Here is a 24,948-nt window from a genome sequence, read left to right as displayed (position 1 = left end):
CGAGAGGCGCTCGGCCTATGTTGTACTGGGTGCAAGCAGATCAAGCAAGCGTTCCACTGCCTCAATGCGCTGTTCTGCGGCCTCCGTCTGCTCTTTAAAGCGCAGCGCATTGGCGCCGTCGAGCTGGTAGCGTGCAGCATTTTTCTGCACCAGTTGCACAATGTTGATGGGCTCAACCTTTGTGTCGTCGGCAAACTCTATACGACCGCCCGCGCCGGATGCCTCGATTTTACTCAGGCCTATGGCGATAGCGCGCAACCGTAATTCAGCACAGCGGAACAGGTGTTTACAGGGCTCCGGCAACAGCCCGAACCGGTCGATCATTTCTACTTGCAGCTCCCGCAATTCGTCGCGGCTGTCGGCGCTGGCGACGCGCTTGTACAGCATCAGTCGCTCCTGGACATCCGGCAGATAATCGTCGGGAATGAGGGCCGGAATACGCAGATTGACTTCAGTATGATCGCTCTGGTTGGACTCAAGGTCGACGGTTTTCCCGTCTTTAATGGCTTTCACCGCGCGATCCAGCATTTCCATATACAAGCTGAAACCGATGGAGTGAATCTGTCCGCTCTGGCCTTCTCCCAGCAGTTCCCCGGCGCCGCGAATTTCCATGTCGTGGGTAGCCAGTGTGAAGCCTGCGCCAAGGTCGTCTGCTTCACTGATTGCCGTGAGGCGTTTTTCGGCGTCGCGGGTCAGTTGCTTCTGTGGCGGCGTCAGCAAATAGGCGTAGGCTTGGTGGTGGGAGCGACCGACGCGTCCCCGCAACTGGTGCAGTTGCGCCAGGCCAAATTTGTCAGCGCGCTCGATAATAATGGTGTTGGCATTCGGAACGTCGATACCGGTTTCGATAATCGTCGAGCACAGCAGCACATTGTGCCGCTTGTGATAGAAGTCGCTCATCACCTGCTCAAGCTCGCGCTCGCGCATCTGGCCGTGGCCGATGCCAATGCGCAGATCGGGCAGCAGCGCCTGCAGGTCACGGGCTGTTTTCTCGATGGTTTTGACTTCATTGTGCAGGTAATACACCTGACCGCCGCGTAATACCTCTCGGAGAATGGCCTCTTTGATCAGTGCCTCATCGCGTTCGCGTACAAAGGTTTTTACCGACAGGCGCCGCGCGGGCGGCGTGGCAATGATCGAAAGGTCGCGAATGCCCGACATGGACATATTCAGTGTGCGGGGAATCGGGGTGGCCGTCAGGGTCAGCACATCGACTTCGGCACGAAGATTTTTCAATGCTTCTTTCTGGCGAACGCCAAAGCGGTGCTCTTCGTCGATGATCACCAATCCGAGGTTGGCATAGCGAATGTCGCTGCTCAACAGCTTGTGCGTGCCGATCAGGATATCAATCTTGCCTGCCTGCAAATCCTTGATCACGGCCTGTTGCTCGGCCGCGGTGCGGAAGCGCGACAGTACTTCTATTTTGAAGGGCCAGTCTGCAAAGCGGTCTCGGAAGGATTCGTAGTGCTGTTGAGCGAGCAGGGTGGTGGGAACCAGAATTGCCACCTGGCTGCTGTTCTGTACCGCAATAAAGGCGGCGCGCACCGCGACTTCCGTTTTGCCGAAGCCCACGTCGCCACAGACTAATCGGTCCATGGGTTGTTCGGAGCGCAGGTCTCTCAGAACGGCGTCGATAGCAGCTTGTTGATCCGGCGTTTCCTCGAAAGGGAAGGCGTCGGCAAATTGCTGATAGTCGTTATCAATGTCGAAGGCTCGGCCTTTGCGCGCCTCGCGCCGGGCGTAGATGTCCAGCAATTCTGCTGCCACGTCGCGAATTTTCTCTGCGGCTTTGCGTTTGCTGCGACTCCACTGGTCACTGCCCAGTTTGTGGAGCGGCGCGAGTTCGTCGTCGGCGCCGGTGTAGCGGCTGATCAACTGCAGGGCTGATACCGGTACATAGAGCTTGGCGCCGTCAGCATATTCCAGGGTCAGGAATTCATGGCTTTCATTGTCCACATCCAGACGCTGCAAACCCAGATATCGCCCCACGCCGTGATCGGCGTGCACAACAGGGGCGCCGATGCGGAGTTCGGCGAGATTTCTAACCACCGCTTCGGCATTGCCGGTGGTTTTGCGTCGCCGGCGACTCTGCGCGACGCGTCGGCCGAAGAGCTGAGCTTCGGCAACCACGGCAAACGGTGTTGGCTGGCTGAATGCCAGGCTGTCTTCAAGGGCGGCGGTGGTAATGGCCAGCGCTTGAGTGCCGTCGGCAAAGTCCCGCCAGCAATCGACCGTGGCGGGATGAAGGTGATTACGTTTGAGCAGGTCGATCAGGGCTTCGCGTCGGCCGGCAGATTCGGCGCAGAGCAAAATGCGATGGGTTTCCGCATAGGCGCGGAGCGCGCGTATCGGATCGCTGGCGCGCGCGTCAACATCCAGTGGCGGCAGCGTCTCGCTGGCCAGGTTCAGCTCCGGACGACTGCTTGCCTCGTGGCTCAGGCGCAGTCGTGGATAGGTTTTTAGCGCGGCGAATAATTCCGGTACCGGAATGAATAGCTCGGCGGGGCTGAGCACGGGACGCTGGGTGTCGCCACTGCGCTGCTCATAGCGGTGGTGAATATCTTGCCAGTAGTGCTCTGCGGCGGCTTCAATACCGTCGGCGCGCAACACGGCAATGTTCTCGGGCAGGTAGTCAAACAGGCTGCCGCACTGCTCAAAGAACAGTGGCAAGTAGTATTCGACCCCGGCGGGGGCAATGCCGCTGCTCACGTCCTGATAGACCGGGCATTTTCGATGGTCCACATTGAAGCGCTCATGCCAGCGGCGCCGGAACCCCGCAATACCGTCGTCGTCCAGCGGGAATTCGCGGCCGGGGAGCAGGTCGATGCGCGTTACCTGTTCCAGGCTGCGTTGGTTCTCGGGGTCGAAGCTGCGCAGGCTGTCGATCTCGTCGTCCAGCAGGTCGAGGCGGTAGGGCAGTGGGCTGCCCATGGGGAAGATATCCAGCACCGCGCCGCGAAGGGCGTATTCGCCGTGCTGATAGACGGTGTTGACGTTGTTATAGCCGCGTTTTTCCAGGTCCCGTCGGAAATCCGCCAGGTCGAGCTGCTGCCCTCGCGTCAATTGGAGGCTGCGACCGTTGACGTAGTCGGTGGGGGCAATACGCTGCATTAAAGACGTGATGGGGGCGATGACAATGCCCTGCTGCAGCGAGCTGATCTCAGTCAGGCAGCGCAGCCGCTCAGAGATAATGTCTTCATGGGGAGAGAAATTGTCGTAGGGCAGGGTTTCCCAGTCAGGCAATAACTTGATATCCAAACCATCCGCGTAAAACTGTAGCGCCTGCTCCAGGCGGTATGCCTCGGCGGTGCTCGACGCGATCATCAGCAGGGGCTGCTCCAGCTGCTGCGCCAAGCGGCTGGCGACCAGGGCCTGACTGCCGGGCGGAATGCCGCCGAGGTTGAGGCTTTGTTGCGGGCTGAGCTGAAGAGAGTCGGGCAGTGCTATCACAGGTACAGTCGTCGGTGATGGGAAGGGCGGGCATTGTAACGTGCAGAGGCTTTTCCTCGTAACCCCGAGGATGGCGTCAAAAATGCGCGTAAATCGTTCGACATTGGTAGCAGTTGGCCTTGCAGAGCCTTGATAAGCGCCCCTCGAATAAAGATAATACGCGCTCCAATTTTCCCCCTCCGACAGCAAAGGGTACCCGCCGTGACAGAGAGAAGACGAGAGCGTCCTGATGATTACTTCGCCGACTGGAAAGAGCGCGAAGCATTGGCCGAGGGGATGATTCCCCTGATCGGTAAGCTCTACCGCAACAACAACGTCAAAACCTACATCTACGGAAAGAATCTGGTCAATCTGTCAGTGCTGGATATCATGCAGGCGCACCGCTTTGTGCGTCAGGTCGAGCAAAACGAACTGTCGGAGTTTGAAACCTTTCCGGTGATTCAGGCGCTGGCTGCATTGGACTTGGGTACGGCCCATATTGATGCTGGCCGTATTGCGGTTGCCTACGAGGCCGAAGGCAAGCCGGCTGGGAAGTCGGTTGATGAATTTGTCCGCAGTCAGGTTGCCGATCTGGTCGGTGGTGACAAGGAACTGACCCGTCCACCCCGCGATGTGGTGCTGTATGGCTTTGGCCGTATCGGTCGTTTGATGGCGCGCCTGCTGGTCGAGAAAGCCGGCGGCGGTGACAACCTGCGCCTGCGCGCGGTGGTTGTACGCCAGGGCGGTGCTGAAAATGATCTGGTCAAGCGCGCCTCGCTGCTGCGCCGCGACTCGGTTCACGGTCCTTTCAATGGCACCATTCGTGTCGATGAAGAGCGCCAGTCTTTTGTGGCCAACGGTGTGGAAGTGAAGGTGATCTACGCCAACAGCCCTGAGGAAGTGGATTACACCCAATACGGCATCAACGATGCCATCCTGGTTGATAACACCGGCAAATGGCGCGACAGCGAAGGTCTGTCGATCCATCTGTCTCGCCCCGGCATTTCTAAAGTGATTCTGACGGCGCCCGGCAAAGGTGATATGAAAAATATCGTTGCCGGCGTCAATAATGAGCAGATTCTCGACAGCGATACCATTATTTCTGCCGCCAGCTGTACCACTAACGCCATCGCGCCGCCGCTGAAAGTGCTGGACGACCGTTTTGGTATTGAGAGTGGTCACGTTGAGACGGTTCACTCGTACACCAATGACCAGAACCTGATCGACAACTACCACAAGGGCAACCGTCGTGGTCGCAGTGCACCGCTGAACATGGTTATCTCTGAAACCGGTGCGGCCAAAGCGGTAGGTAAAGTGTTGCCACAAATGCTGGGCAAATTGAGCGGCAATGCGATCCGAGTGCCGACGCCCAACGTTTCGCTGGCCATTCTGTCGCTCAATCTGAAAACCGCAACAACGGTTGAAGAGCTGAATGAGCATATGCGTCAGGCGGCACTGCATTCTCCGCTGCGCAAGCAAATTGACTACTCGAACTCGCCGGAAGTGGTTTCCAGTGATTTTGTCGGCTCGCGTCACGCCTGCGTGTTTGACAGTGAAGCCACTATTGTTAATGGCACTCACGCCATCCTCTACTGCTGGTACGACAACGAGTTCGGTTACAGCTGTCAGGTACACCGGATCCTCGAGCAGATGGCCGGGGTCAAGTACGCGGTGTACCCCGCCGAATAAGTCGCGCCAACGGCCAGTTTCGCATTGCGTTGCTGGCCGTTTTGCATAGAGGACTGGCCGCATCGGCCAGTTTCGCCGTGACAGCCGATAGCCGGAGTCTATATACTTGCGGCAATTTTTTTAGTGGGTGGCGCTGATCATCCACCGCCGGTGTGCCCGTCTGCCCCGGATTCGCAGAATTTTATTTTTCGCGTTCAACCATAAGAGTGTCAGAGAGTCTTATGATCAAAATCTCCAGGGGCTTAGATGTGCCCATATCCGGCGCGCCTGAACAGCGCATCGAGCCAGGGCCAAAAGCCCGCTCGGTGGCGTTGATCGGCTTCGATTATGTCGGCATGAAGCCGACAATGGCGGTAAAAGTGGGGGATCGGGTGAAAACCGGTCAACTGCTTTTTACCGACAAGAAGACCGAAGGCGTACGTTACACCGCTCCAGCAACCGGTGTGGTTTCTGCCATTAACCGCGGTGAAAAGCGGGTGCTGCAATCGGTCGTGATCGATGTTGAAGATGACGAGTTCGAGAGCTTTGCCAGCTATTCTGCTGCAGAACTGTCGGGGCTGAGCCGCGATCAGGTTGCCGAAAATCTTCAGCAATCCGGTCTGTGGACGGCATTGCGCACGCGTCCTTTCAGCAAAGTGCCTGCACTGGATGCCAAGCCTGCTGCGATCTTCGTGACAGCCATCGACACGCATCCGCTGGCGGCAGATCCCGCAGTGGTGATTGCCGAAGCCGCAGAAGACTTCAGCCATGGTTTGGAAGTGCTGTGCAAGCTGACCGATGGCAAAGTCCACCTCTGTGTGGCGCCAGGCAGCAACGTGCCCGCGCTGGATAACAGCCAGCTCCACGTGACCGAGTTTGCGGGTGGACACCCTGCGGGCCTGGTCGGCACGCACATGCATTTTCTCGAAGGTGCCAGCCTCAACAAGCAGCTGGTTTCTGTCGGCTATCAAGATGTGATTGCCATTGGTCGTTTGTTCACCACAGGTAAACTCAGCACTGAGCGTGTGGTTGCACTCGCCGGCCCGCAAGTAGAGCAGCCGCGGCTGCTGCGCACCCGTCTGGGCGCCAGCCTGGAAGAGCTTTGCGCCGGGCAGCTTAAAGCGGGTGAGAATCGCTTGATCTCCGGTTCTATCCTGGGCGGTCGCACGGCGCGTGGCGCTCTCGCGTACCTGGGGCGCTACCACAATCAGGTCAGCGTGCTGCTGGAAGGCGTGCAGCGTGAATTCATGGGTTGGTTGTCGCCGGGAGCGAACAAGCACTCGACACTGCGTATTTATCTCTCGCAGTTCATGAAGAAGGCGCTGCCGTATACCACCAATACCAATGGCAGTGAGCGGGCGATGGTGCCCGTGGGCGCTTACGAGCGCGTGATGCCCTTGGACATCCTGCCGACTCAGTTGCTGCGCGCACTGATTGTGGGTGACACGCAGATGGCTCAAGACTTGGGCTGTCTGGAGTTGGATGAAGAAGATTTGGCGCTGTGTACCTATGTTTGCCCTGGCAAATATGAATACGGCCCGATTCTCCGTGACAATCTCAGCCGCATCGAGAAGGAGGGGTAAATCATGGGTCTGCGATCACTGTTAGACAATCTTGAGCCGCATTTCGAAAAAGGCGGCCGCTTTGAAAAGTGGTATGCGCTGTATGAAGCAGTAGACACCATTTTTTATTCACCGGGTTCTGTGACCAAAACCACGGCACACGTTCGCGATGGCGTTGATCTCAAGCGCATCATGATCACCGTGTGGTTCTGTGCCTTCCCAGCGATGTTCTTCGGTATGTGGAACATCGGCTTTCAGGCCAATACCATCATGGCTGAGGCCGGACTTGCCGCCGGTGAGGGCTGGCGTCACGTTATGATCGGCATGTTTGCCGGATACGATCCCAGCAGTCTTTGGGATAACTTCTGGCATGGCTTCTGGTTCTTTATCCCCGTTTACGCCGTAACCTTTGTGGTCGGCGGCTTCTGGGAAGTGCTGTTCGCCATGAAGCGCGGACATGAAGTGAACGAGGGCTTCTTCGTTACCTCCATTCTGTTCGCCCTGATTTGCCCGCCATCGATTCCCTTGTGGCAAGTGGCGCTGGGTATCAGTTTCGGCGTTGTCGTGGGTAAAGAAGTCTTTGGCGGTACGGGCAAAAACTTCCTCAACCCCGCGCTGACTGGACGTGCGTTCCTGTTCTTCGCTTACCCTGCACAACTGTCGGGTGATGCGGTGTGGACCGCAGTAGATGGCTACACCGGCGCCACAGCGCTGTCGGTCGCGGCTAGCGAAGGCATGGCCGCACTGCAGCAAAACCTGACCTGGTTCGACGCTTTCACCGGCAATATGCATGGCTCCATGGGTGAAGTTTCTACTATCGCTATTTTGATCGGTGGTGCGGTGCTGTTGTGGACCGGCATTGCCTCCTGGCGCATTGTGCTGGGTGTGTTCAGCGGCATGGTTGCTTTGTCTCTGCTGTTCAACTCCATTGGCGGTGAAAATCCCATGATGGCGATGCCCTGGTACTGGCACTTTGTGCTGGGCGGCTTTGCTTTTGGGATGATCTTTATGGCGACTGATCCCGTGTCAGCAGCTATGACGAACACCGGCAAATTTATATTTGGTCTGTTGATTGGTGCCATGGTGGTACTGATTCGCGTGGTTAACCCGGCCTTCCCAGAGGGCATGATGCTGGCGATTCTGTTCGGCAACTTGTTCGCGCCCCTGATTGACCACTTCGTGGTTCAGGCAAATATCAAACGGAGGTTGGCACGTGGCTAATAACGACAGTATTCAAAAAACGCTGCTGGTCGCGGTAACACTCTGTATTGTCTGCGCACTGGTAGTTTCTTCGGCAGCGGTGCTGCTCAAGCCGGCCCAGGTGGCCAACAAAGCGCTGGATCGCAAAGCGAATATTCTTGCGGCAGCGGGAATGTTGAGTGCCGACGAAAGTGTAGAGAAGCAATTTGAGAAGGTAACGACTCGCATTGTGAATCTGCAAACAGGCAAATTCAGCGATCAATACAGCCCGGACGGCTTTGAGCAGTCTCAGATTGCCAAAGATCCGGCGACTTCCATCGCTCTGGGCGAAGACGACACCGCCAAGATCAAGCGTCGCGAGAATTTCGCGGTGGTGTATATGGTCGAGCATGACGGTGAGCTGGATAAGATCATTCTGCCGGTTCGCGGTGCAGGTCTGTGGTCGACACTCTACGGTTTCCTGGCCTTGGAAAACGACCTGAATACCGTAGCGGGTCTCGGCTTTTACGAGCATGGCGAAACCCCCGGACTGGGTGGCGAAGTCGACAATCCCAAGTGGAAAGCACTTTGGCCCGGTAAGGAAGTTTACGACGACGGCCAAGTCGCCATTGAGCTGATCAAGGGCAGTGTTGATGCATCGACGCGCAATGCTGAAAACAAAGTGGATGGCTTGAGCGGTGCAACACTGACCAGCCGCGGCGTGAGTAACCTGGTTCAATTCTGGATGGGCGACAATGGCTACAAGCTCTTCCTGGAAAATCTGCGTGCAGGGGAGGCCTAAGTTATGGCGACGTTAAAAGAGGCATTGACCTCACCGGTATTTAAGAACAACCCGATTGCACTGCAGATTCTGGGGATTTGTAGTGCGCTCGCGGTGACCTCCAGCATGAAGGTCACTGTGGTCATGTGTATTTCGGTAATTCTGGTAACCGCGTTTTCCAGTTTTGCGGTCTCGCTGATCCGTAACCACATTCCCGGTGCGATCCGGATCATCGTGCAGATGGTCATTATCGCTTCACTGGTTATCGTGGTTGATCAGGTGCTGAAAGCCTACGCGTTTGCGATCAGCAAGCAGCTGTCGGTGTTTGTCGGCCTGATTATCACCAACTGTATTGTCATGGGGCGCGCCGAGGGCTTCGCGATGAAGAACCCGCCAGTGGCGAGCTTTATCGACGGCATCGGCAACGGCCTCGGCTACAGTGTGGTCCTCCTGTCTGTGGCGTTCTTCCGTGAACTGTTCGGTTCCGGCAAGCTGTTCGGCATCGAAATTCTGCCGCTGGTTACCGATGGTGGCTGGTACGTGCCCAACGGCCTGCTGTTGTTGCCGCCGAGCGCGTTCTTCCTGATTGGTTTCTTCATCTGGGTTCTGCGCAGCGTGAAGACCGAGCAGGTCGAGAAGGAAGAATTCAAAATCGCCAAAAATACCCGCAGTGTTAAGGAGGCCTTCTGATGGAGCACTATATCAGCCTGTTCGTCAGGTCGGTCTTTATCGAGAATATGGCCTTGGCCTTCTTCCTCGGTATGTGTACGTTCCTGGCGATCTCTAAAAAGATTCAAGCCGCTATTGGTCTGGGTATCGCGGTTATCGTGGTACTGGCGCTGACCGTGCCGGTCAACAACCTGATCTACAACTACCTGCTGCGCGACGGCGCGCTGGCTTGGGCGGGATATCCGGATGTGGATCTCAGCTTCCTTGGGCTGCTGAGTTACATCGGCGTTATCGCGGCGATCGTACAGATCATGGAAATGTTCCTCGACAAGTTCGTGCCCGCGCTTTACAGCGCCTTGGGCGTGTTTTTGCCGCTGATCACCGTAAACTGCGCCATCATGGGTGGTTCGCTGTTTATGGTAGAGCGCGACTACAACCTTGCCGAGTCCGTGGTATACGGCGCCGGGGCAGGTACCGGCTGGGCGCTGGCGATCACTGCACTGGCAGGTATCCGCGAGAAGCTGAAGTACAGCGACGTGCCGGAAGGTCTGCGTGGTCTGGGCATTACCTTTATTACCGTCGGTCTGATGTCGCTGGGCTTCATGTCCTTCGGCGGCATCGATCTGTAACCGAGACAAATAACTGGAGGCGTTTTAATGAATACAGTGGTTGTTCTCGGTGTGACAATGTTTACCGCGATCGTACTGTCGCTGGTAGCTGTCATCCTGATTGCCCGCTCTCGTCTGGTGAGTAGCGGCAATGTCACGATCGAGATAAATGGCGAAAAAACCATCAGCGTCCCCGCTGGTGACAAACTGCTGGGCACCCTGGCCAATCAGGGCATCTTCCTGGCATCAGCCTGTGGTGGTGGCGGTAGCTGCGCCCAGTGCAAGTGTATCGTTACCGATGGCGGCGGCTCGATGCTGGCGACAGAAGAAGCGCATTTCTCGCCCCGTGAAGCCCGCGAAGGTTGGCGTCTGTCCTGTCAGACACCAGTTAAGCAGGACATGGTGATCGAGGTTCCTGAGGATGTATTTGGCGTTAAGCAGTGGGAGTGTACGGTTCAATCCAACCCCAATGTGGCGACGTTCATCAAGGAGCTGACGCTGAAACTGCCGGAAGGCGAGAATGTCGATTTTCGCGCGGGTGGTTACGTGCAGCTGGAGTGTCCTCCGCATCACGTGAAGTACTCTGACTTTGATATTCCGGAAGAATACCGCGGCGACTGGGAGCGCTTTGGTTTCTTTAACGTTGAGTCCAAAGTCAATGAGACGGTGATCCGCGCTTACTCCATGGCCAACTATCCGGAAGAGAAGGGCATTGTGAAGTTCAATATTCGTGCTGCGACACCGCCGCCGAATAATCTGTCACTGCCTGCCGGTCAGATGTCATCCTGGGTCTTCAATCTGAAGCCCGGTGACAAAGTGAAGGTCTATGGCCCCTTCGGTGAGTTCTTTGCGAAAGAAACTGAAGCGGAGATGGTTTTCATCGGTGGTGGTGCGGGTATGGCGCCTATGCGCTCGCACATCTTTGACCAGCTCAAGCGTCTTAACTCTACACGCAAAATCTCGTTCTGGTACGGTGCGCGCTCATTGCGCGAAGCGTTCTACCAGGATGAGTACGACCAACTGGCGGCAGAGAATGACAATTTTGAATGGCATCTCGCCCTGTCTGACCCGCAGCCGGAAGACAACTGGACGGGCATGACCGGCTTTATCCACAATGTGTTGTATGAAAATTACCTCAAGGACCATCCGGCCCCCGAGGATTGTGAGTACTACATGTGTGGGCCGCCGATGATGAACGCCGCGGTTATCAAAATGCTGGAAGACTTGGGTGTTGAACCGGAGAATATTCTGCTTGATGATTTCGGTGGCTGATTTACGCCGCTCAACAGAAAAAGCAGCCCTGGTGCTGCTTTTTCTGTTTCTGGCGGCCTGCAGTGGTGCTCCCGAAGAGGTGATCCGCATCAGCGGAAGCACTATGGGCACGACTTACCATGTTACGTTGCGCAATCCGGGTGAGCTGCGGGCTGAGGAATTAAAGCGCCAACTGGACTACCAGCTGGTGCACTTCAACCAACTGGCTTCAACGTATATCGACGACTCTGAGCTGAATCAGCTTAACCGGGCACCGGTTGGCGAGTGGCAGACGCTCAGTGAGCCTCTCTACAATATTTTCAGTATGTCTCTGGAAGTGAGTTGGCTGACGGGTGGGGCCTTCGATATCACGGTGGCACCATTGGTTGATTTATGGGGATTTGGGCCAGAAAAGCACGATGGTCGGCCAAGTGATGACGCTATCGCGACGGCCATGCAAGATATCGGCTACGACCGTATCGAACTCGATATGCTGGAGCCGAAACTGCGTAAGAAAGCGGCGCTGCACATGGATCTATCCGCCATTGCCAAAGGCTATGGGGTGGATGCCGCGGCGATCTGGTTGGAATCACTGGGGGTGACTGACTACCTCGTGGAAATCGGCGGAGAGATGCGGGTTGCCGGCAGCAGCCCTCGCGGCGATGCCTGGCGGATCGGGGTCGAGAACCCCGGCGGCGGTGCACCGACGCTTGCCATTGAACTGGGCGATACGGCAGTGGCGACCTCCGGGGATTATCGCAACTATTTTGAGGAAGATGGTGTCCGCTATTCCCATACCATCGATCCGCGCACGGGGCGTCCCATCAGCCACAGTCTTGCATCGGTGACGGTGCTGGACCCGTCTTGTGCCTTTGCGGATGCCATGGCGACTGCCTTTTCAGTGATGGGCACTAAGCGTACACTGGAATTGGCCGAAGCCCAGAATATGCCGGTTTACCTGATTGAGAAAACGGAAGAGGGTTTTGTCAGTCGCTATAGCAGCGCTTTCAAGCCTTATCTGTCTGAGCATTTACAGGAAGAAAATTAGTCATGGCTACTATATTTGCCGCCATCATTGTCATGATGCTGATTGTTGCCGCGATGGCCGTTGGCGTGATCTTCGGCCGCAAGCCCATCGCCGGTTCCTGCGGTGGCGTGGGGGCGGCGCTGGCCGATCCCGATTACGTCTGTGATCTCTGTGGCAATGATCCCAATAAGTGCCGCGAAGAATCTGATAAAGCGGCGTCCTCGGCCCGTCAGGGACAGTTCTACGACGCCAGCTAATCTGGCGTCTTCGTACAGGGCCTTCCTATACCTTCATGGCTGCCTCTCTGCCACTGTTTATCGGTCTTCGCTATTTTCGCCGCGCAGCGGGTGATGATCGCTTCCTGTCTCTGATGTCCTGGTTTTCCCTGCTGGGAATGCTGATCGGCGTGGTGTCGCTGATCGTCGTTACTGCCGTCATGAACGGTTTCGAGCACGAGCTGCAAAAGCGTGTTCTGTCCGTGTTGCCCCACGCCTATATTGAAGGTCCCGAGCAGAAGCTGGAGGATTGGTCGCAATGGCGCGGACAAATTCTGGGGCAGGAGGGGCTGCAGGCCGCTGCGCCCTACGTCGGGGGCAATGCGATGCTCTCCAGCGGTGGGCGTATTCAGGGCGCAGCCTTGTACGGCATAGACCCCGCGTTGGAAAAGGGCGTCTCTGCCGTCTCAGAGAACATGCTGGCTGGACGTTATTTAGGGGAAGAGGGCGGTCATTACGAGATTGTTCTTGGCGATATTTTGGCGCGTCAACTGGGCCTGAATATCGGTGATTCATTGCAAGTGATTCTTCCCAAGGTCACTGTGACGCCATTTGGTCTGTTTCCCCGAGAGCGCGCCTTTACCGTAGTCGGGGTATTCTCGGTGGGGGCGCAACTGGATGGCACCACGGCGTTTATTCACCTGGCCGACGCCCAGAAGCTCTACCAGCTTGGCGATGCCGTTCAGGGCCTCAGGCTGCAGTTTGACGATATGCTGCGCTCCGCGCAGGGCGCGGCGACACTGCTTGAGCGTTTTCCTGAGGGCAGTCAGGCCATTGACTGGAGCGTCAGTCAGGGCAGCCTGTTTCAGGCCGTGAAGATGGAAAAGCTGATGGTGCGTCTGCTGTTGATGTTTATTGTGGTGATCGCGGCATTCAATATCGTCTCTATTCTGAGTATGGCCGTCTCCTCCCGTCGGGGCGCCATAGCGGTACTGCGGACCATGGGCGCGACACCGGGTACGATCATGGCCATTTTTGTGATCTACGGCCTCGCTACTGGCCTGAGCGGCGTACTGGGAGGGCTGCTGATCGGCCTGCCGCTGGCGCTGTATGTGGGCGATGTGGTGGCTTGGTTTGAACAGTTGTCGGGCCTGTACGTGTTTGACCCCCAGGTCTATTTCATCAGCCGTATCCCCTCACTGCTTCGCCTGAGCGACGTCCTGTGGGTCTGCGGTTTCGGGATTGGCCTGAGTCTGCTGGCAACCCTGTATCCTGGACGACAGGCCGCCCGCGTTCAGCCCGCGGAAGCCTTGCGCTATGAGTAAGCCTATCTATGACTGAGCCATCAACATACGCTGCCGCAGACTGCGTTCTGCAGTGTGAGGCGCTGAGTAAATCCTATCCCCAAGCCAACGGTCGGCTCGATATTCTGAATGGCGTTGAGCTGGCTGTGGCGCGGGGAGAAACTCTCGCGATTGTCGGCCCCTCCGGCGCCGGTAAGACGACATTGCTGCATATGCTGGGGGGCTTGGATCTGCCCAGTAGCGGTTGCGTACGGGTGAACGGGCAGGATATTTCCGCGTTGGATGACCGCGCTCGCAGCCGTCTGCGCAACGCGGAGCTGGGCTTTGTTTACCAGTTCCACCACCTGCTGGCGGAGTTTACTGCCGTAGAAAATGCCGCGATGCCGTTATTGATCGCGGGCCAGGCCCGGCGGGAAGCGCTGGGCGCAGCTGCGGCGCTTCTCGAGCGTGTTGGGCTCGGCGAGCGTCTGGATCACCGGCCCTCGGCCTTGTCCGGCGGGGAGCGACAACGGGTGGCCATTGCCCGGGCGCTGGTTAATCAGCCGGCTTGTGTCCTGCTGGATGAGCCGACCGGCAATCTGGATGCGGATACTGCGGAGTCGGTACACGCCTTGCTGGCGGAGCTGAATCGTGAATATCAGACCAGTCTGCTGGTGGTCACCCATGACATGCAGCTTGCCCAGCGCATGGATCGCATTTATCGCTTGCAGGCAGGGCAGTTACACGAGCAGGTGGCCTGATGTCTGCCGTCGCCCGATTTATTGGCCTGCGTTACAGCCTCGGTGGTGGCGGTAGCCAGCTGATGTCGTTTCTGTCGCGTTTGTCGATGGCGGGACTGGTGCTTGGCATTGCCATGTTGGTGACGGTGCTCTCGGTCATGAACGGCTTCGACCGGGAAATGCGCGAGCGCATTCTGGCGCTGGTGCCCCACATCAGCCTGGCGCCCTGGGTGACGGAGAGCGGCGATTGGCAGAGTCTGCGTCAGGATGTGCTCAGCCATGATGCTGTAAGAGCCGCGGCGCCCTACGTACAAGGCAATGCGCTGCTGGTGAAAAGCAACCGTGCCGAGCCGGTACAATTTTTTGGAATTGATCCTGCTGAAGAGCGCCGGGTCTCCCGACTTGGCGACTATGCCAAACTGGATGTCATGCAGGGCCAGCAACTGGTCCTCGGGTCGGGTGTTGCCAAGCGCTTGGACGTGCAGGCCGGTGACTCGCTCAGTCTCGCTTTGCCCCAGTCGGGGCAGCGGGGCGTGCGCTTTTTCCGTTTTGCGGTGGCGGATGTGCTGCACAGTGGCACGGAGCTGGACGAACAACTGGTCCTCATGCCGCTGAGTGAGGCGCGCGAGCTGCTGCCAGATCAGGGGATTGCGCTGCGTCTGGCCTTGCACGATGTCTTTGCCGCGCCACGGGTGGCTTGGGAATTATCCATGTTGCACGGTCGCGATTACCACATCAGCAACTGGAGTCAGCAGTTCGGCAACATGTATCACGCTATTCAGATGTCGCGCAAACTGGTGGTGATTATGTTGTTGGCGGTTGTTGCGGTAGCGGTGTTTAACATCGTCTCCACCCTGGTGCTGGTGGTCAATGACAAACGTGGCGATATCGCCATCCTGCGCAGTCAGGGCGCCAGCCGGGGAGATATTCTCGGCAGTTTCATGGTATACGGCGCGGTGATTGGCCTGATCGGCGCTCTGTTGGGCGCTGCTATGGGGGTGCTGCTGTCGCTGGGTATTACCGATATCGTGGCGGGAATCGAGCAGGTTTTTAATCTTCAATTACTGCGTTCGGATGTGTATCCCATCAGCTATTTGCCCAGTGATATTCGCTGGCGCGACGTGCTGATGGTGGCGGGGATTGCGTTTGCGATGAGCGTGATCGCGAGTCTTTATCCGGCCTGGCGAGCGTCTAGGTTGGCCCCGGCGGCGGTACTCCGACAGCAGTAGCGCTTGGCTACGGTTTTTTGTCAGGGGAAGAGGATTTGGTGGCCGCTTGCTGATCGCGCTGAGCGCGCAGCAACTGGCGGCGACGCCAGCGGCGAGCGACATTGACGCGCCAGAGAATATGGATGGACGCCGCGCCTGCCAGCCCCAGAAACAGGCCGGTCAGCAGACAGCCCAGCAGGAAAGGGCGCCACAGCAATACCAGTTCTTCCTGAATCCAGGCCCACGACAGTTCAAACGCGAAAGCTTTACTGGGAACATCCAGAATCGCTGCGCCGACTTTATAGCTAAAATAGAAAAATGCCGGCATCGTCACCGGGTTGGTGATCCATACCAACATCACAGAAAGCGGTAGATTGGCGCGTAGTAAAATCGCGGTGAGCGCAGCGAGCAGCATCTGTGTGGGGATCGGCACGAACGCGGTAAACAGGCCAATAAAAAAAGCCAGCGTGACGGACCGACGGTTAAGATGCCAGAGGTTGGGGTCGTGGAGCAGGCTTCCGAATACCCTCACCGAGGGATGCTCACGCATATGTTCGGGAGCTGGCAGCCAACGCTTGAAGAATTTACGAGCCATCGGCCCCACTTTAAGTTGAAAAGGTTGCAATGAACAGCGCCCAGCCCCGAGAGACCGGATGGCGGCGCTATTATGCCCGTAAGTAATGAGGTACTCCAGCATGTTGTCATGGATGATGACTGCGGTGGCAGGCTTGGCGTGGCTGCCGATGATGCCGTTCCTGCCCCCTTGGCCCGTATTATCAGCCGGGGCGCTGGCGTCATCGCTCGTAGCATTTTTCTGCCGCTCCTCCGGCCGACGTTCCGCACTCGGTCTGTTCGCGCTGTTCCTGCTGTGTTCCGCCTGGAGCAGTGCGTACTGTCAGTCGCGTCTTGACCAGTTGTTTCCCGCATCGCTTGCCGGCGAGGAAGTGGTGTTAGCCGGACGTGTGATTGGGCCGCTGGAAAAGCGCGGCGGCGAAGCACGTCCCTACTGGCGTTTCGACTTTCAACTGTTGCCGGGGCAGTGTGCGCAACACTATTGTCCTCCCGGTCAGCCGCGATTCCGCCTCAACCTCTATCAAACGCCGGTGATCGAACCCGGCGGTCTTTGGCGGCTGCGCCTCAAACTCCGGCCGCCAAGTGGAACCCGGTCGCCGGGCGCGTTTGACTATGCGCGTTGGCTGATGGCCAACGGCTACTCCGGTACAGGCTATGTGCGCGAAATACTGCGCCCCGTTTCCGGCTCAGTGGGGATAGCGGGGCATTACAATCACGGGCGGTCGTCAATGCTGGATGGTGCGGCAGATGACCTTTCCCGGTACCGCCATCATGCCGTGATGCGCGCACTGCTGTTTGCTGACCGCAGAGCGATGGACAATGAGCATTGGCGCGTGTTTGCCGCGACGGGAACCAGCCACCTGATGGCGATATCGGGCATGCATATCGGCATTGTTTTAGCCTGGGGTATGTTACTGGGACGCTGCGTGTCGGCCATGGGGCATGGGGGCAGACGTGGGCTGCAGCTCATTGCGGCAACCGGTTTCCTGGCAGCGCTGTTATACGCCGCGATGGCGGGCTTCAGCCTGCCGACTCAGCGGGCGCTGATTATGGCCGGCGTGCTATGCCTGACGCTGGTGTTGGCGCGGCAGCAGTCGTCCTGGTCAGCCCTTTGCCTGGCACTGCTGTTAATCTTGTTGGTGGACCCTCTATCGGTTCACAGCGCGGGCTTATATCTTTCATTCGGCGCGGTTGCCATTCTGCTTGGCGTGGCGCAGGACCGCCGTTGGCAGGGGCATCCCTGGCGACTTGCACTTGTCGCCCAGCTTAGTCTGATCATTGCCTTGGCGCCTGTCCTCACCGCCTGGGGCTTTGGTCTCAGTGCCGTTGCACTGCCGGTGAATTTGCTGGCGATTCCCCTGTTGGCATTGGTCATAATGCCTCTGCTGTTTGCGGCGCTGCTGCTGTCGCCATTCCCCGAGATTTCCCACGCGGTGTTCGGGCTGGCCGATGCGGTACTCGAACTGCTGATGAGCGGATTGGCGTGGTCAGCAGAGCTGTCGCCGCTATGGTGGCCTCAGGGTGGGGAGCTTGCCGTGTTACTGGGCTTGGCCGCGGCGGGTTTGATGTTGCTGCCTCCGGGGCTGCCGGGGCGTGTTCTTTGCCTGCCGCTATTAATGCTTCTGTTGTTCTTCCCGTCTGCACGTCCAGCATTAGGCAGCGCTTTGATCACGGTATTGGATGTTGGGCAGGGGTTGTCGGTACTGATTGAGACGGCAGGGCACCGCCTGCTCTACGACGTTGGCCCCGACTTCGATAGCGGCTATAACAGCGCTGACGCGGTGGTGTTGCCCTATCTCAGGAAGCGGGGTGTCGGCGCGTTGGATCGGCTCGTACTCAGTCATGGCGATCGCGATCACTCTGGCTCCGCAGATGCACTGATAGAAGTCGTGCCGGTAAATGAGCTTCTGTCGGGAGAGGTGGAACGCCACCGTCGGTTTGCGGCCCGCGACTGTCACGCCGAGACGCCTTGGCATTGGGATGGCGTGTCCTTTGCCTTTCTCCCGACCGGGGCGACGGTTTCGGATAATCCGAACAACCGCTCATGTGTGCTGACACTGTCCATTGATGGTCGACAAGTGGTGATTCCGGGGGATATCGAATCGCTGGTGGAGTCCAGGCTGTTGGCGTCAGGCGCATTGCAAGGTGAAGTATCGCTGCTGCTGGCTGCGCATCACGGTAGCCGCAGTTCCTCCTCGCTAGCGTGGATCAGAACGCTCAATCCTGAACACGTTGTGTTCACGGCCTCACGTTTCAATCGCTATGAGCATCCTCACCACGCCGTCGTGCAGCGTTACGCCCGGCAGGGGAGTCAGTGCTGGCAGACTGGGATGACCGGGAGCCTCCAGTTCATATTGAGCGGAGAAGGGGTTTCGATGATTGATCCTCCGGCAAAGCGTTTCTTCTGGCAGCATTCTCCAGTTGAAATGTGCGCTGGGGAGGATTCCCCGTCGCGGTGACTTTTTCGGGCCTCGCATCGCTGTATAATGCAGCCACTGAAACCGTGGGATTGTGCTGTGCTTGAACTAGTGAAAGCGGGTGGCTGGCTGATGCTGCCCATTATCCTCTCGTCCATTTTGGCGCTGGCCATCTGTGTTGAGCGCTATCTGGCGTTGAATCCTGACAAAATCGCGCCGCGTAATCTGCTCAATCAAGTTTGGGGCTGGATGCAAAACAAGCAGCTCGACAATGAAAAGCTGCGCCAGTTGCGCACCGCTTCGCCGCTGGGTGAGATCATTGCCGCGGGGCTGGGTAATGCCAAGTACGGTCGCGAGATCATGAAAGAAAGTATCGAGGACGCGGCTTCCCACGTAATTCACGGTATGGAACGCTATCTCACTGCTTTGGGGACCATTGCCGCCGTTACGCCCTTGCTGGGCCTGCTGGGCACGGTGATGGGGATGATTCGCGTGTTCAGTGAAATCATGGTGCAGGGTACCGGCAATGCGGCGGTGTTGGCCGGCGGCATATCAGAGGCGCTGATTACGACGGCCTCGGGCCTTTGTGTGGCGATCCCGGCTATGGTCATGCACCGTTATTTTCAGCGTCGCATCGATGCCATCGTCGTGACCATGGAGCAGGACACCATCAAGCTGATCAACGCGGTGCACGGCGATGTTCAGTTCAAAGATGCAGGTAAAACTGCGTGAAGTTCCGGCGTCAGCGTATTGATGATGGCGGCATCAACCTCACGCCGCTGATCGACGTCGTCTTTCTGTTGCTGATTTTCTTCATGGTGTCGACCACCTTCACCAAGGAAAGTCGCTTGCAGCTGGAGTTGCCGACGGCGGATGGCAATCCTGCCATTGAACAGCCTGAATCGCTGGAAATCGTTATCGACGCTAAGGGGCAGTACCAGATCAACGACAGGCGTCTTGGCAAGGCCTCGATGACGGATCTGATGCAGGCGATGCAGGGACTGATAGGCAGTGATACGATGCGCCCGGTAGTGATCACCGCGGATGCCAATACGCCGCACCAGGCGGTAGTGAGCGCAATGGATGCCGCTGGCCGACTTGGTCTGGTTCATCTCAGCATTACCACACAGGACGCTGACACCGCAGAGTAGTCGTACTCGTTGCGGTATTTATTATGAATAAAAATCCTTCAGATTTAGCTATTTACACGCGGCTTTTAAAGTACGTTATACCTTTCTGGCCGCTGTTTGTACTCAGTGTATTGGGCTTCTCCTTCTACTCCGGCGTGCAGGTTATGCTGGCGGATATGATGCAGTTGATCGTCGATTATATTGGCGACAACGTTCAGCCCGGGGAGGGCGGGGTCACTGCCAAAATCATGTGGGCGTTGGGCGGTGATGATTTCCATCTCGGCTCTGCGCGCACCTGGATTGTGGTCGCACTGGTGTTGTTAGGTGTTGGTCGCGGTCTCGGTTTTTTTGCCGGTAACTACTTTATTGCCGGAATCTCCCACCGCCTGGTTCATGTGCTGCGCCTGGAACTGTACAAAAAAATGCAGTTCGTCCCCAGCAGCTACTTTGACCGCAATTCTACCGGGGTGATGGTGTCGAAAATCACCTTCAATGTGGAGCAGGTGACCGGCGCGGCCGTCAATGCGCTGAAGGTGGTGCTGCGGGAAGGCACGTTTGCTGTCGGTCTGTTGCTGTATCTGCTGTATATGAATTGGCAGTTGACCATGGTGTTTCTGCTGGCGCTGCCGATGATTGGCGTCACCGTCTGGTGGGTGGGTAAACGCTTTCGCAAGATCAGCCGCAAAATCCAAAATGCGATGGGCGAGGTGAACCAGGTTACCAACGACAGCATTAATGCCTATCGGGAGATTCGCCTTTACGGCGGTGCTGATCAGGAGCTGAGTCGTTTCCGCGATGCCAGTGCGAAGAACCGCGATCAGAACATCAAAATGGCTTTCTATAACGCCATCAGCCCCAGTGTTATCCAGTTCCCTGTGGTTTTAGCCACGGGACTGCTTATCTGGATTGCACTCGGCCTGACCGGCGAAATGACACCGGGCTCCTTTGTGGCGTATCTGTCAGCGGCGCTGTTTCTGCCCAAGCCGATTCGTCAGCTGGCGGAGGTTAGCAGTGTGATCCAGAAGGGGCTGGCGGCAGCACAGGATATTTTTGAGTTCCTCGATGCTGAGCAGGAGAAAGATCAGGGCAGCTATCGCTGCGAACGGGTTCGCGGAGAAATCGATATTCGCCGCCTCAATTTCTCCTACGGCCCCGGCCTGCCAAATGTCCTGACCGACATCAATCTGCATGCGGAGCCGGGTACCTCGCTGGCACTGGTCGGGCTGTCTGGCTCTGGCAAGTCGACACTGGTCAGCCTGATTTCCCGTTTCTATCAGCACGAAGACGGCGAGTTGCTGCTGGATGGCGTGGATATCCGCGACTACGCGCTGGATAATCTTCGCGACAATATCGCACTGGTCACCCAGCAGGTGACCTTGTTTAACGATACGGTCTACAACAATATTGCCTACGGCAGCATGTCGACAGCGAGTCGTGAAGATGTGCTGGCGGCCGTTGAAGCGGCCCACGCGTCCGACTTTATCAATGCGCTGCCGCAGGGCATTGATACGGTGATTGGCGAAGACGGCGTCATGCTGTCGGGTGGCCAGCGCCAGCGTCTGGCGATCGCGCGTGCCTTCCTGAAAAATGCACCGCTGCTGATTCTTGATGAGGCTACCTCGGCGCTGGATAACCGTGCAGAAGCCCATATTCAGAAGGCAATGGAAGAGGTGATGAAAGGGCGGACAACGATCGTAATCGCTCACCGCCTGAGCACGATTGAAAGTGCCGATCAGATCGTGGTGATGGAAGAGGGCCGCATATACGAGCAGGGCAGCCACAGCGAACTGATGGCGCTGGGCCAGCGCTACGCCCAGCTCTATAACAAAAACTTCGAGGAAGCCGGTGAATCTTGAGCAGCAGCTCAATGCCCGATGGTACGGACGTCCCGGCATTCTGTGGTTGTTGTTGCCGCTGGAGGGATTGTTCCGAGCTGTTGCTGCGCTGAGACGTCGTCTGATTGAGCCACAGCGGCTGCCCGTGCCGGTCATCGTTGTGGGCAATCTCGCCGTGGGCGGCAGCGGAAAAACACCGATGGTGCTGGCATTGGTCGAGCACCTTCGCCAGCGGGGCTATCGCCCCGGTGTGGTCAGCCGCGGTTATGGTGGTAAGGCAGCAAGTTATCCCCTGTTTGTCCGTGCAGATACCTCACCCCGTGATGCCGGCGACGAACCCTGTTTGATTGCACGCCGCAGCGGCGTGCCCGTGGCGGTGGCTCCCGACCGTCCGGCGGCGGCGGAACTGCTGATCGCGCAAGCCGGCTGCGATATTTTAATCAGCGACGACGGCTTGCAGCACTACCGCCTGGCCAGAGACATCGAAATTGTGTTGGTCGATGCGGCAAGAGGCTTCGGCAATGGGCATTGTTTGCCGGTTGGTCCGTTGCGCGAGCCGCGAAGCCGCTTGCAAGCGGTGACGCTGTGCGTCAGCAATGGCGAGATTGCCGCAGGCCTGCCCGAAGTGAGCCATAGCATGCAACTGAGCGGGCAGGTGCTGGTCAATTTGAACGACGGACAGCGTTGCGGCGTCGCAGAGTGGGCGGGCAGTCAACGCATTCATGCGGTCGCGGGTATCGGTCATCCGCCACGTTTTTTTGCCAGCCTGCGAGCGCTGGGCTTTGAACCTATTGAGCACGCCTTTGGCGACCACCATGCGTTTCAGCCGGACGATTTGCAGTTCGGTGATGACTTTCCGGTCGTCATGACGGAGAAAGACGCCGTGAAGTGCGCGGCATTCTGTCCCGATAACAGTTGGATGCTGCCGGTGGATGCGCAGCTTTCCGACGACTTTTTTGCCACATTGTATATCGAGCTTGAGAGCTTGCCTCACAAGCCCCGGTCCTGAAATTCTGATTGAGGTTGTTCATGTCATACACGGTGATTATTCCCGCACGCTATGCGTCCAGTCGCCTGCCCGGCAAACCCCTGATGGATATCGCGGGCAAGCCAATGATTCAGCATGTTTGGGAGCGCGCTCGAAGCAGCGCGGCGAGCGCTGTGGTGATTGCCACGGAAGATGCGCGGGTGGCTGAGGTCTGTGAGGCTTTTGGCGCCGAGGTGTGCATGACCTCGGATGCCCATGAAAGCGGTACCGACCGCCTGCAGGAAGTGGTCAGCAAGCTGGGGCTGGCGGACGATGAGATCGTCGTTAATGTGCAGGGCGATGAGCCCTTGTTGCCCGCGGCGGCGATCGAACAGGTGGCGGAAAATCTTGCTGCCCGACCTGCCGCGGGGATCGCAACGCTGAAGGAAGCTATTCACGATGCCGAGACTGTATTCAATGCCAATGCGGTGAAAGTGGTGAGCGATCGCGAGGGCTTTGCCCTGTACTTCAGTCGCGCCCCGATTCCCTATGCCCGGGATCACTGGAGTGGCGGCGAGCAGACGCTGCCAGTCGGTCAGGCTTACTGGCGGCATATTGGTATCTATGCCTATCGCGTGGGGTTCCTGCACCAGTTTGTCCAGTGGCCCGGTGGTGAGCTGGAGAACAGCGAGCGACTGGAGCAGCTACGCGCCATGGAGAATGGTGTGCGTATTCATATCGCTGAAAGCTGCGTGGCGATTCCCGGAGGGGTCGATACCGACGCCGACCTGCAAGCGGTTCGTGCGCTGGTGGAGGCGGGCAATGGCTGAGCGGGTGCTGTTCGTCTGTCTGGGCAATATCTGTCGTTCACCCACGGCGGAGGCGGTATTCCGCCAGCGAGTGCAGGCGGCCGGAATGACAGGGCAGATTGATATCGACTCTGCGGGCACTGGCGACTGGCATATCGGCAAGGCGCCAGACCGCCGCAGTCAGCAGTTTGCCGCGCGCTTTGGTTACGACTTGTCGCCGTTGCGGGCCCGTCAGGTCAGTGAGGAGGATTTTCGTGAATTCGATTATATCCTCGCCATGGACCTCGCCAACCTTGCCGACCTGCAGGCAATTCAGCCGCCCGACAGTCGCGCTCGTCTGGAGCTGTTTCTGACCTACAGTGAGGCTGATGAAGACGAAGTCCCCGATCCCTATTACGGCGGTGATGAGGGCTTCCTGCGGGTGCTGCAACTGGTTGAGTCGGCCAGTGACGGCCTGTTGCAGACTCTGCGAGGTGAGTCTTGACGCTGGCGGTTCAACGCCAGGTATTGCTTACCGGGTTTAATACGCTGGCTTTGCCCGCAGTAGCGGAGGCGTATTGCCGGATTGAACGCGATGAGCAGCTTGCCGAGGCCCTGACGCTTGCCCGGAATGAGGGCTGGACGCCGCTGATTCTGGGGGGCGGCAGCAACTGTGTGTTCAGTCAGAATGTCCCCGGTCTTGTTCTCCATCTTGCCCAGCGAGGTATTCATGCCTCTGAGCATGACGGTGAGCTCGTCGTTGAGGTCGCGGCGGGGGAGAACTGGGACGCACTGGTTCGCTACAGTCTTGAGCAAGGCTGGTATGGCCTTGAAAACCTCATCGCGATTCCGGGTGCTGCGGGCGCTGCGCCGGTGCAGAATATCGGTGCCTATGGCCTGGAGCTATCCAGTCGCCTGCTGTGGGTGGAAGGTTGGGACATCGACGCAGCGACCCTTCGGCGCTTGAGTCTGGCCGAATGCCAATTGGCTTATCGGGACAGTATCTTCAAGCATGCCTTGCGGGATCGCTTTGTGATCTGTCGCCTCGCTCTGCGCCTGAGCCGCCGCCCGGAAACCCGCGCGGATTACCCGGCTCTGCGCGATTTTTTGCAGGCGCAGGGCCAGAACCCCGATGCCCTGCATCCACAGACGCTGGCGCGCGCTGTTGCGGAAATACGTGCCAGTAAGCTGCCCGATTATCGGCGAGAGCCCAATGCCGGCAGCTTCTTCAAAAACCCGATTCTCAGCGCAGGGCAGGCCGAGGCACTGCTTCAGGAATACCCGGGTATGCCGCATTGGCCGATGACCGATGGCCGGGTCAAACTGGCGGCGGCCTGGCTGGTGGATCAATGCGGCTGGAAAGGACGGCGCGAGGGCAAGGTCGGTGTTCACCCGCAGCAGGCCATCGTGCTGGTCAACTACAACCACGCCAATGGTGAGGAGCTGTTGGCGCTGGCGGCCCGCATTCAAGACTCTGTTTACGCGCGGTTTGCTGTCCTGCTGGATATCGAGGTGACGAGTGCGAAATTGACGTGGATGAATGTGGCTCATTGCCTTGTCAGCATGGCTCTGAATGTTTGGCTGGAGTGAATCAGTATACTTGCAATTGTACAGCCGG

22 protein-coding genes are annotated in these 24,948 nt (G+C 57.8%); 20 read left to right on the top strand and 2 right to left on the bottom strand.

Annotated elements, in window-relative coordinates:
• Positions 1–15: 15 nt before the first annotated feature.
• Positions 16–3,450: a transcription-repair coupling factor gene (gene mfd / locus AC5DB9_RS13720; RefSeq protein WP_273009452.1), complete on the bottom strand. Its 3,435-nt coding sequence runs from the start codon at positions 3,448–3,450 to the stop codon at positions 16–18.
• A gap of 201 nt (positions 3,451–3,651) precedes the next feature.
• Between mfd and AC5DB9_RS13715 the strand changes: the two genes are divergently transcribed.
• The 12 genes from AC5DB9_RS13715 to AC5DB9_RS13660 all read left to right on the top strand — a co-directional run bounded on the left by AC5DB9_RS13715 (position 3,652) and on the right by AC5DB9_RS13660 (position 15,641).
• Positions 3,652–5,118, top strand: coding sequence for a glyceraldehyde-3-phosphate dehydrogenase (locus AC5DB9_RS13715; protein WP_028968500.1), 1,467 nt, complete (start codon positions 3,652–3,654; stop codon positions 5,116–5,118).
• 221 nt (positions 5,119–5,339) lie between these two features.
• Complete coding sequence (locus AC5DB9_RS13710) at positions 5,340–6,680, top strand: Na(+)-translocating NADH-quinone reductase subunit A (protein ID WP_022960103.1); 1,341 nt, start codon at positions 5,340–5,342, stop codon at positions 6,678–6,680.
• A gap of 3 nt (positions 6,681–6,683) precedes the next feature.
• Positions 6,684–7,880 (top strand): NADH:ubiquinone reductase (Na(+)-transporting) subunit B, encoded by a 1,197-nt coding sequence (locus AC5DB9_RS13705; protein WP_272992806.1) that lies wholly within the window; start codon positions 6,684–6,686, stop codon positions 7,878–7,880.
• Entirely contained in the window at positions 7,873–8,640 is a 768-nt protein-coding gene (locus tag AC5DB9_RS13700) for a Na(+)-translocating NADH-quinone reductase subunit C (RefSeq protein WP_272992802.1), read from the top strand. The genes AC5DB9_RS13705 and AC5DB9_RS13700 overlap by 8 nt, the downstream gene beginning before the upstream one ends.
• 3 nt (positions 8,641–8,643) lie before the next feature.
• Positions 8,644–9,309, top strand: a complete 666-nt coding sequence (locus tag AC5DB9_RS13695) for an NADH:ubiquinone reductase (Na(+)-transporting) subunit D (protein WP_022960106.1) — start codon at positions 8,644–8,646, stop codon at positions 9,307–9,309.
• Entirely contained in the window at positions 9,309–9,917 is a 609-nt protein-coding gene (nqrE, locus tag AC5DB9_RS13690; protein ID WP_022960107.1) for an NADH:ubiquinone reductase (Na(+)-transporting) subunit E, read from the top strand. Before AC5DB9_RS13695 ends, nqrE begins: the two co-directional genes overlap by 1 nt.
• 27 nt (positions 9,918–9,944) lie before the next feature.
• Complete coding sequence (nqrF, locus tag AC5DB9_RS13685) at positions 9,945–11,168, top strand: NADH:ubiquinone reductase (Na(+)-transporting) subunit F (RefSeq protein ID WP_022960108.1); 1,224 nt, start codon at positions 9,945–9,947, stop codon at positions 11,166–11,168.
• Positions 11,152–12,195, top strand: coding sequence for an FAD:protein FMN transferase (locus tag AC5DB9_RS13680; protein WP_272992814.1), 1,044 nt, complete (start codon positions 11,152–11,154; stop codon positions 12,193–12,195). The genes nqrF and AC5DB9_RS13680 overlap by 17 nt, the downstream gene beginning before the upstream one ends.
• A gap of 2 nt (positions 12,196–12,197) precedes the next feature.
• Positions 12,198–12,431 (top strand): (Na+)-NQR maturation NqrM, encoded by a 234-nt coding sequence (nqrM, locus tag AC5DB9_RS13675; RefSeq protein ID WP_022960110.1) that lies wholly within the window; start codon positions 12,198–12,200, stop codon positions 12,429–12,431.
• A gap of 35 nt (positions 12,432–12,466) precedes the next feature.
• Positions 12,467–13,714 (top strand): lipoprotein-releasing ABC transporter permease subunit, encoded by a 1,248-nt coding sequence (locus AC5DB9_RS13670; RefSeq protein ID WP_272992793.1) that lies wholly within the window; start codon positions 12,467–12,469, stop codon positions 13,712–13,714.
• A gap of 8 nt (positions 13,715–13,722) precedes the next feature.
• Positions 13,723–14,433: a lipoprotein-releasing ABC transporter ATP-binding protein LolD gene (lolD, locus tag AC5DB9_RS13665; RefSeq protein ID WP_272992790.1), complete on the top strand. Its 711-nt coding sequence runs from the start codon at positions 13,723–13,725 to the stop codon at positions 14,431–14,433.
• Positions 14,433–15,641: a lipoprotein-releasing ABC transporter permease subunit gene (locus AC5DB9_RS13660; RefSeq protein WP_272992788.1), complete on the top strand. Its 1,209-nt coding sequence runs from the start codon at positions 14,433–14,435 to the stop codon at positions 15,639–15,641. The genes lolD and AC5DB9_RS13660 overlap by 1 nt, the downstream gene beginning before the upstream one ends.
• 7 nt (positions 15,642–15,648) lie before the next feature.
• Here AC5DB9_RS13660 and AC5DB9_RS13655 read toward each other — a convergent pair whose 3' ends face one another.
• The gene (locus AC5DB9_RS13655) at positions 15,649–16,215 is read right to left on the bottom strand and encodes a DUF2062 domain-containing protein (RefSeq protein WP_022960114.1); all 567 of its coding nucleotides are present in this window, start codon (positions 16,213–16,215) and stop codon (positions 15,649–15,651) included.
• A 100-nt stretch (positions 16,216–16,315) separates the two neighbouring features.
• Here AC5DB9_RS13655 and AC5DB9_RS13650 point away from each other — a divergent pair, with 100 nt between their 5' ends.
• Genes AC5DB9_RS13650 through murB form a run of 8 tightly spaced genes read left to right on the top strand, consistent with a single transcriptional unit; the run spans position 16,316 to position 24,920 of the window.
• Complete coding sequence (locus AC5DB9_RS13650; RefSeq protein WP_272992784.1) at positions 16,316–18,652, top strand: DNA internalization-related competence protein ComEC/Rec2; 2,337 nt, start codon at positions 16,316–16,318, stop codon at positions 18,650–18,652.
• 57 nt (positions 18,653–18,709) lie between these two features.
• Positions 18,710–19,342 (top strand): MotA/TolQ/ExbB proton channel family protein, encoded by a 633-nt coding sequence (locus AC5DB9_RS13645; protein ID WP_028968504.1) that lies wholly within the window; start codon positions 18,710–18,712, stop codon positions 19,340–19,342.
• Positions 19,339–19,761: an ExbD/TolR family protein gene (locus AC5DB9_RS13640; protein ID WP_272992781.1), complete on the top strand. Its 423-nt coding sequence runs from the start codon at positions 19,339–19,341 to the stop codon at positions 19,759–19,761. Before AC5DB9_RS13645 ends, AC5DB9_RS13640 begins: the two co-directional genes overlap by 4 nt.
• A gap of 23 nt (positions 19,762–19,784) precedes the next feature.
• Positions 19,785–21,596 (top strand): lipid A export permease/ATP-binding protein MsbA, encoded by a 1,812-nt coding sequence (gene msbA, locus AC5DB9_RS13635; RefSeq protein WP_022960118.1) that lies wholly within the window; start codon positions 19,785–19,787, stop codon positions 21,594–21,596.
• Complete coding sequence (lpxK, locus tag AC5DB9_RS13630) at positions 21,586–22,584, top strand: tetraacyldisaccharide 4'-kinase (RefSeq protein ID WP_272992779.1); 999 nt, start codon at positions 21,586–21,588, stop codon at positions 22,582–22,584. Before msbA ends, lpxK begins: the two co-directional genes overlap by 11 nt.
• Before the next feature lie 20 nt (positions 22,585–22,604).
• Positions 22,605–23,372 carry a 3-deoxy-manno-octulosonate cytidylyltransferase gene (gene kdsB / locus AC5DB9_RS13625; RefSeq protein WP_272992775.1) on the top strand — a complete coding sequence of 256 codons (768 nt, stop codon included), beginning with the start codon at positions 22,605–22,607 and terminating at the stop codon, positions 23,370–23,372.
• Positions 23,365–23,835 carry a low molecular weight protein-tyrosine-phosphatase gene (locus AC5DB9_RS13620; RefSeq protein WP_272992772.1) on the top strand — a complete coding sequence of 157 codons (471 nt, stop codon included), beginning with the start codon at positions 23,365–23,367 and terminating at the stop codon, positions 23,833–23,835. Before kdsB ends, AC5DB9_RS13620 begins: the two co-directional genes overlap by 8 nt.
• Positions 23,832–24,920 (top strand): UDP-N-acetylmuramate dehydrogenase, encoded by a 1,089-nt coding sequence (gene murB / locus AC5DB9_RS13615; protein WP_491732065.1) that lies wholly within the window; start codon positions 23,832–23,834, stop codon positions 24,918–24,920. Before AC5DB9_RS13620 ends, murB begins: the two co-directional genes overlap by 4 nt.
• Positions 24,921–24,948: the final 28 nt, after the last annotated feature.

Source organism: Spongiibacter sp. (assembly GCF_984394615.1).
The sequence above is the reverse complement of the archived record's forward strand: the minus strand, read 5'-3'. Positions and strand labels throughout refer to the sequence as shown.

Coding starts and splice junctions, on each gene's coding strand:
- AC5DB9_RS13680 (WP_272992814.1), top strand. CDS start 11,152: ATGATTTCGGTGGCTGATTTACGCCGCTCAACAGAAAAAGCAGCCCTG.
- nqrM (WP_022960110.1), top strand. CDS start 12,198: ATGGCTACTATATTTGCCGCCATCATTGTCATGATGCTGATTGTTGCC.
- AC5DB9_RS13670 (WP_272992793.1), top strand. CDS start 12,467: ATGGCTGCCTCTCTGCCACTGTTTATCGGTCTTCGCTATTTTCGCCGC.
- AC5DB9_RS13620 (WP_272992772.1), top strand. CDS start 23,365: ATGGCTGAGCGGGTGCTGTTCGTCTGTCTGGGCAATATCTGTCGTTCA.
- msbA (WP_022960118.1), top strand. CDS start 19,785: ATGAATAAAAATCCTTCAGATTTAGCTATTTACACGCGGCTTTTAAAG.
- nqrE (WP_022960107.1), top strand. CDS start 9,309: ATGGAGCACTATATCAGCCTGTTCGTCAGGTCGGTCTTTATCGAGAAT.
- lolD (WP_272992790.1), top strand. CDS start 13,723: ATGACTGAGCCATCAACATACGCTGCCGCAGACTGCGTTCTGCAGTGT.
- AC5DB9_RS13650 (WP_272992784.1), top strand. CDS start 16,316: ATGTTGTCATGGATGATGACTGCGGTGGCAGGCTTGGCGTGGCTGCCG.
- kdsB (WP_272992775.1), top strand. CDS start 22,605: ATGTCATACACGGTGATTATTCCCGCACGCTATGCGTCCAGTCGCCTG.
- AC5DB9_RS13710 (WP_022960103.1), top strand. CDS start 5,340: ATGATCAAAATCTCCAGGGGCTTAGATGTGCCCATATCCGGCGCGCCT.
- AC5DB9_RS13705 (WP_272992806.1), top strand. CDS start 6,684: ATGGGTCTGCGATCACTGTTAGACAATCTTGAGCCGCATTTCGAAAAA.
- nqrF (WP_022960108.1), top strand. CDS start 9,945: ATGAATACAGTGGTTGTTCTCGGTGTGACAATGTTTACCGCGATCGTA.
- AC5DB9_RS13660 (WP_272992788.1), top strand. CDS start 14,433: ATGTCTGCCGTCGCCCGATTTATTGGCCTGCGTTACAGCCTCGGTGGT.
- AC5DB9_RS13655 (WP_022960114.1), bottom strand. CDS start 16,215: ATGGCTCGTAAATTCTTCAAGCGTTGGCTGCCAGCTCCCGAACATATG.
- AC5DB9_RS13695 (WP_022960106.1), top strand. CDS start 8,644: ATGGCGACGTTAAAAGAGGCATTGACCTCACCGGTATTTAAGAACAAC.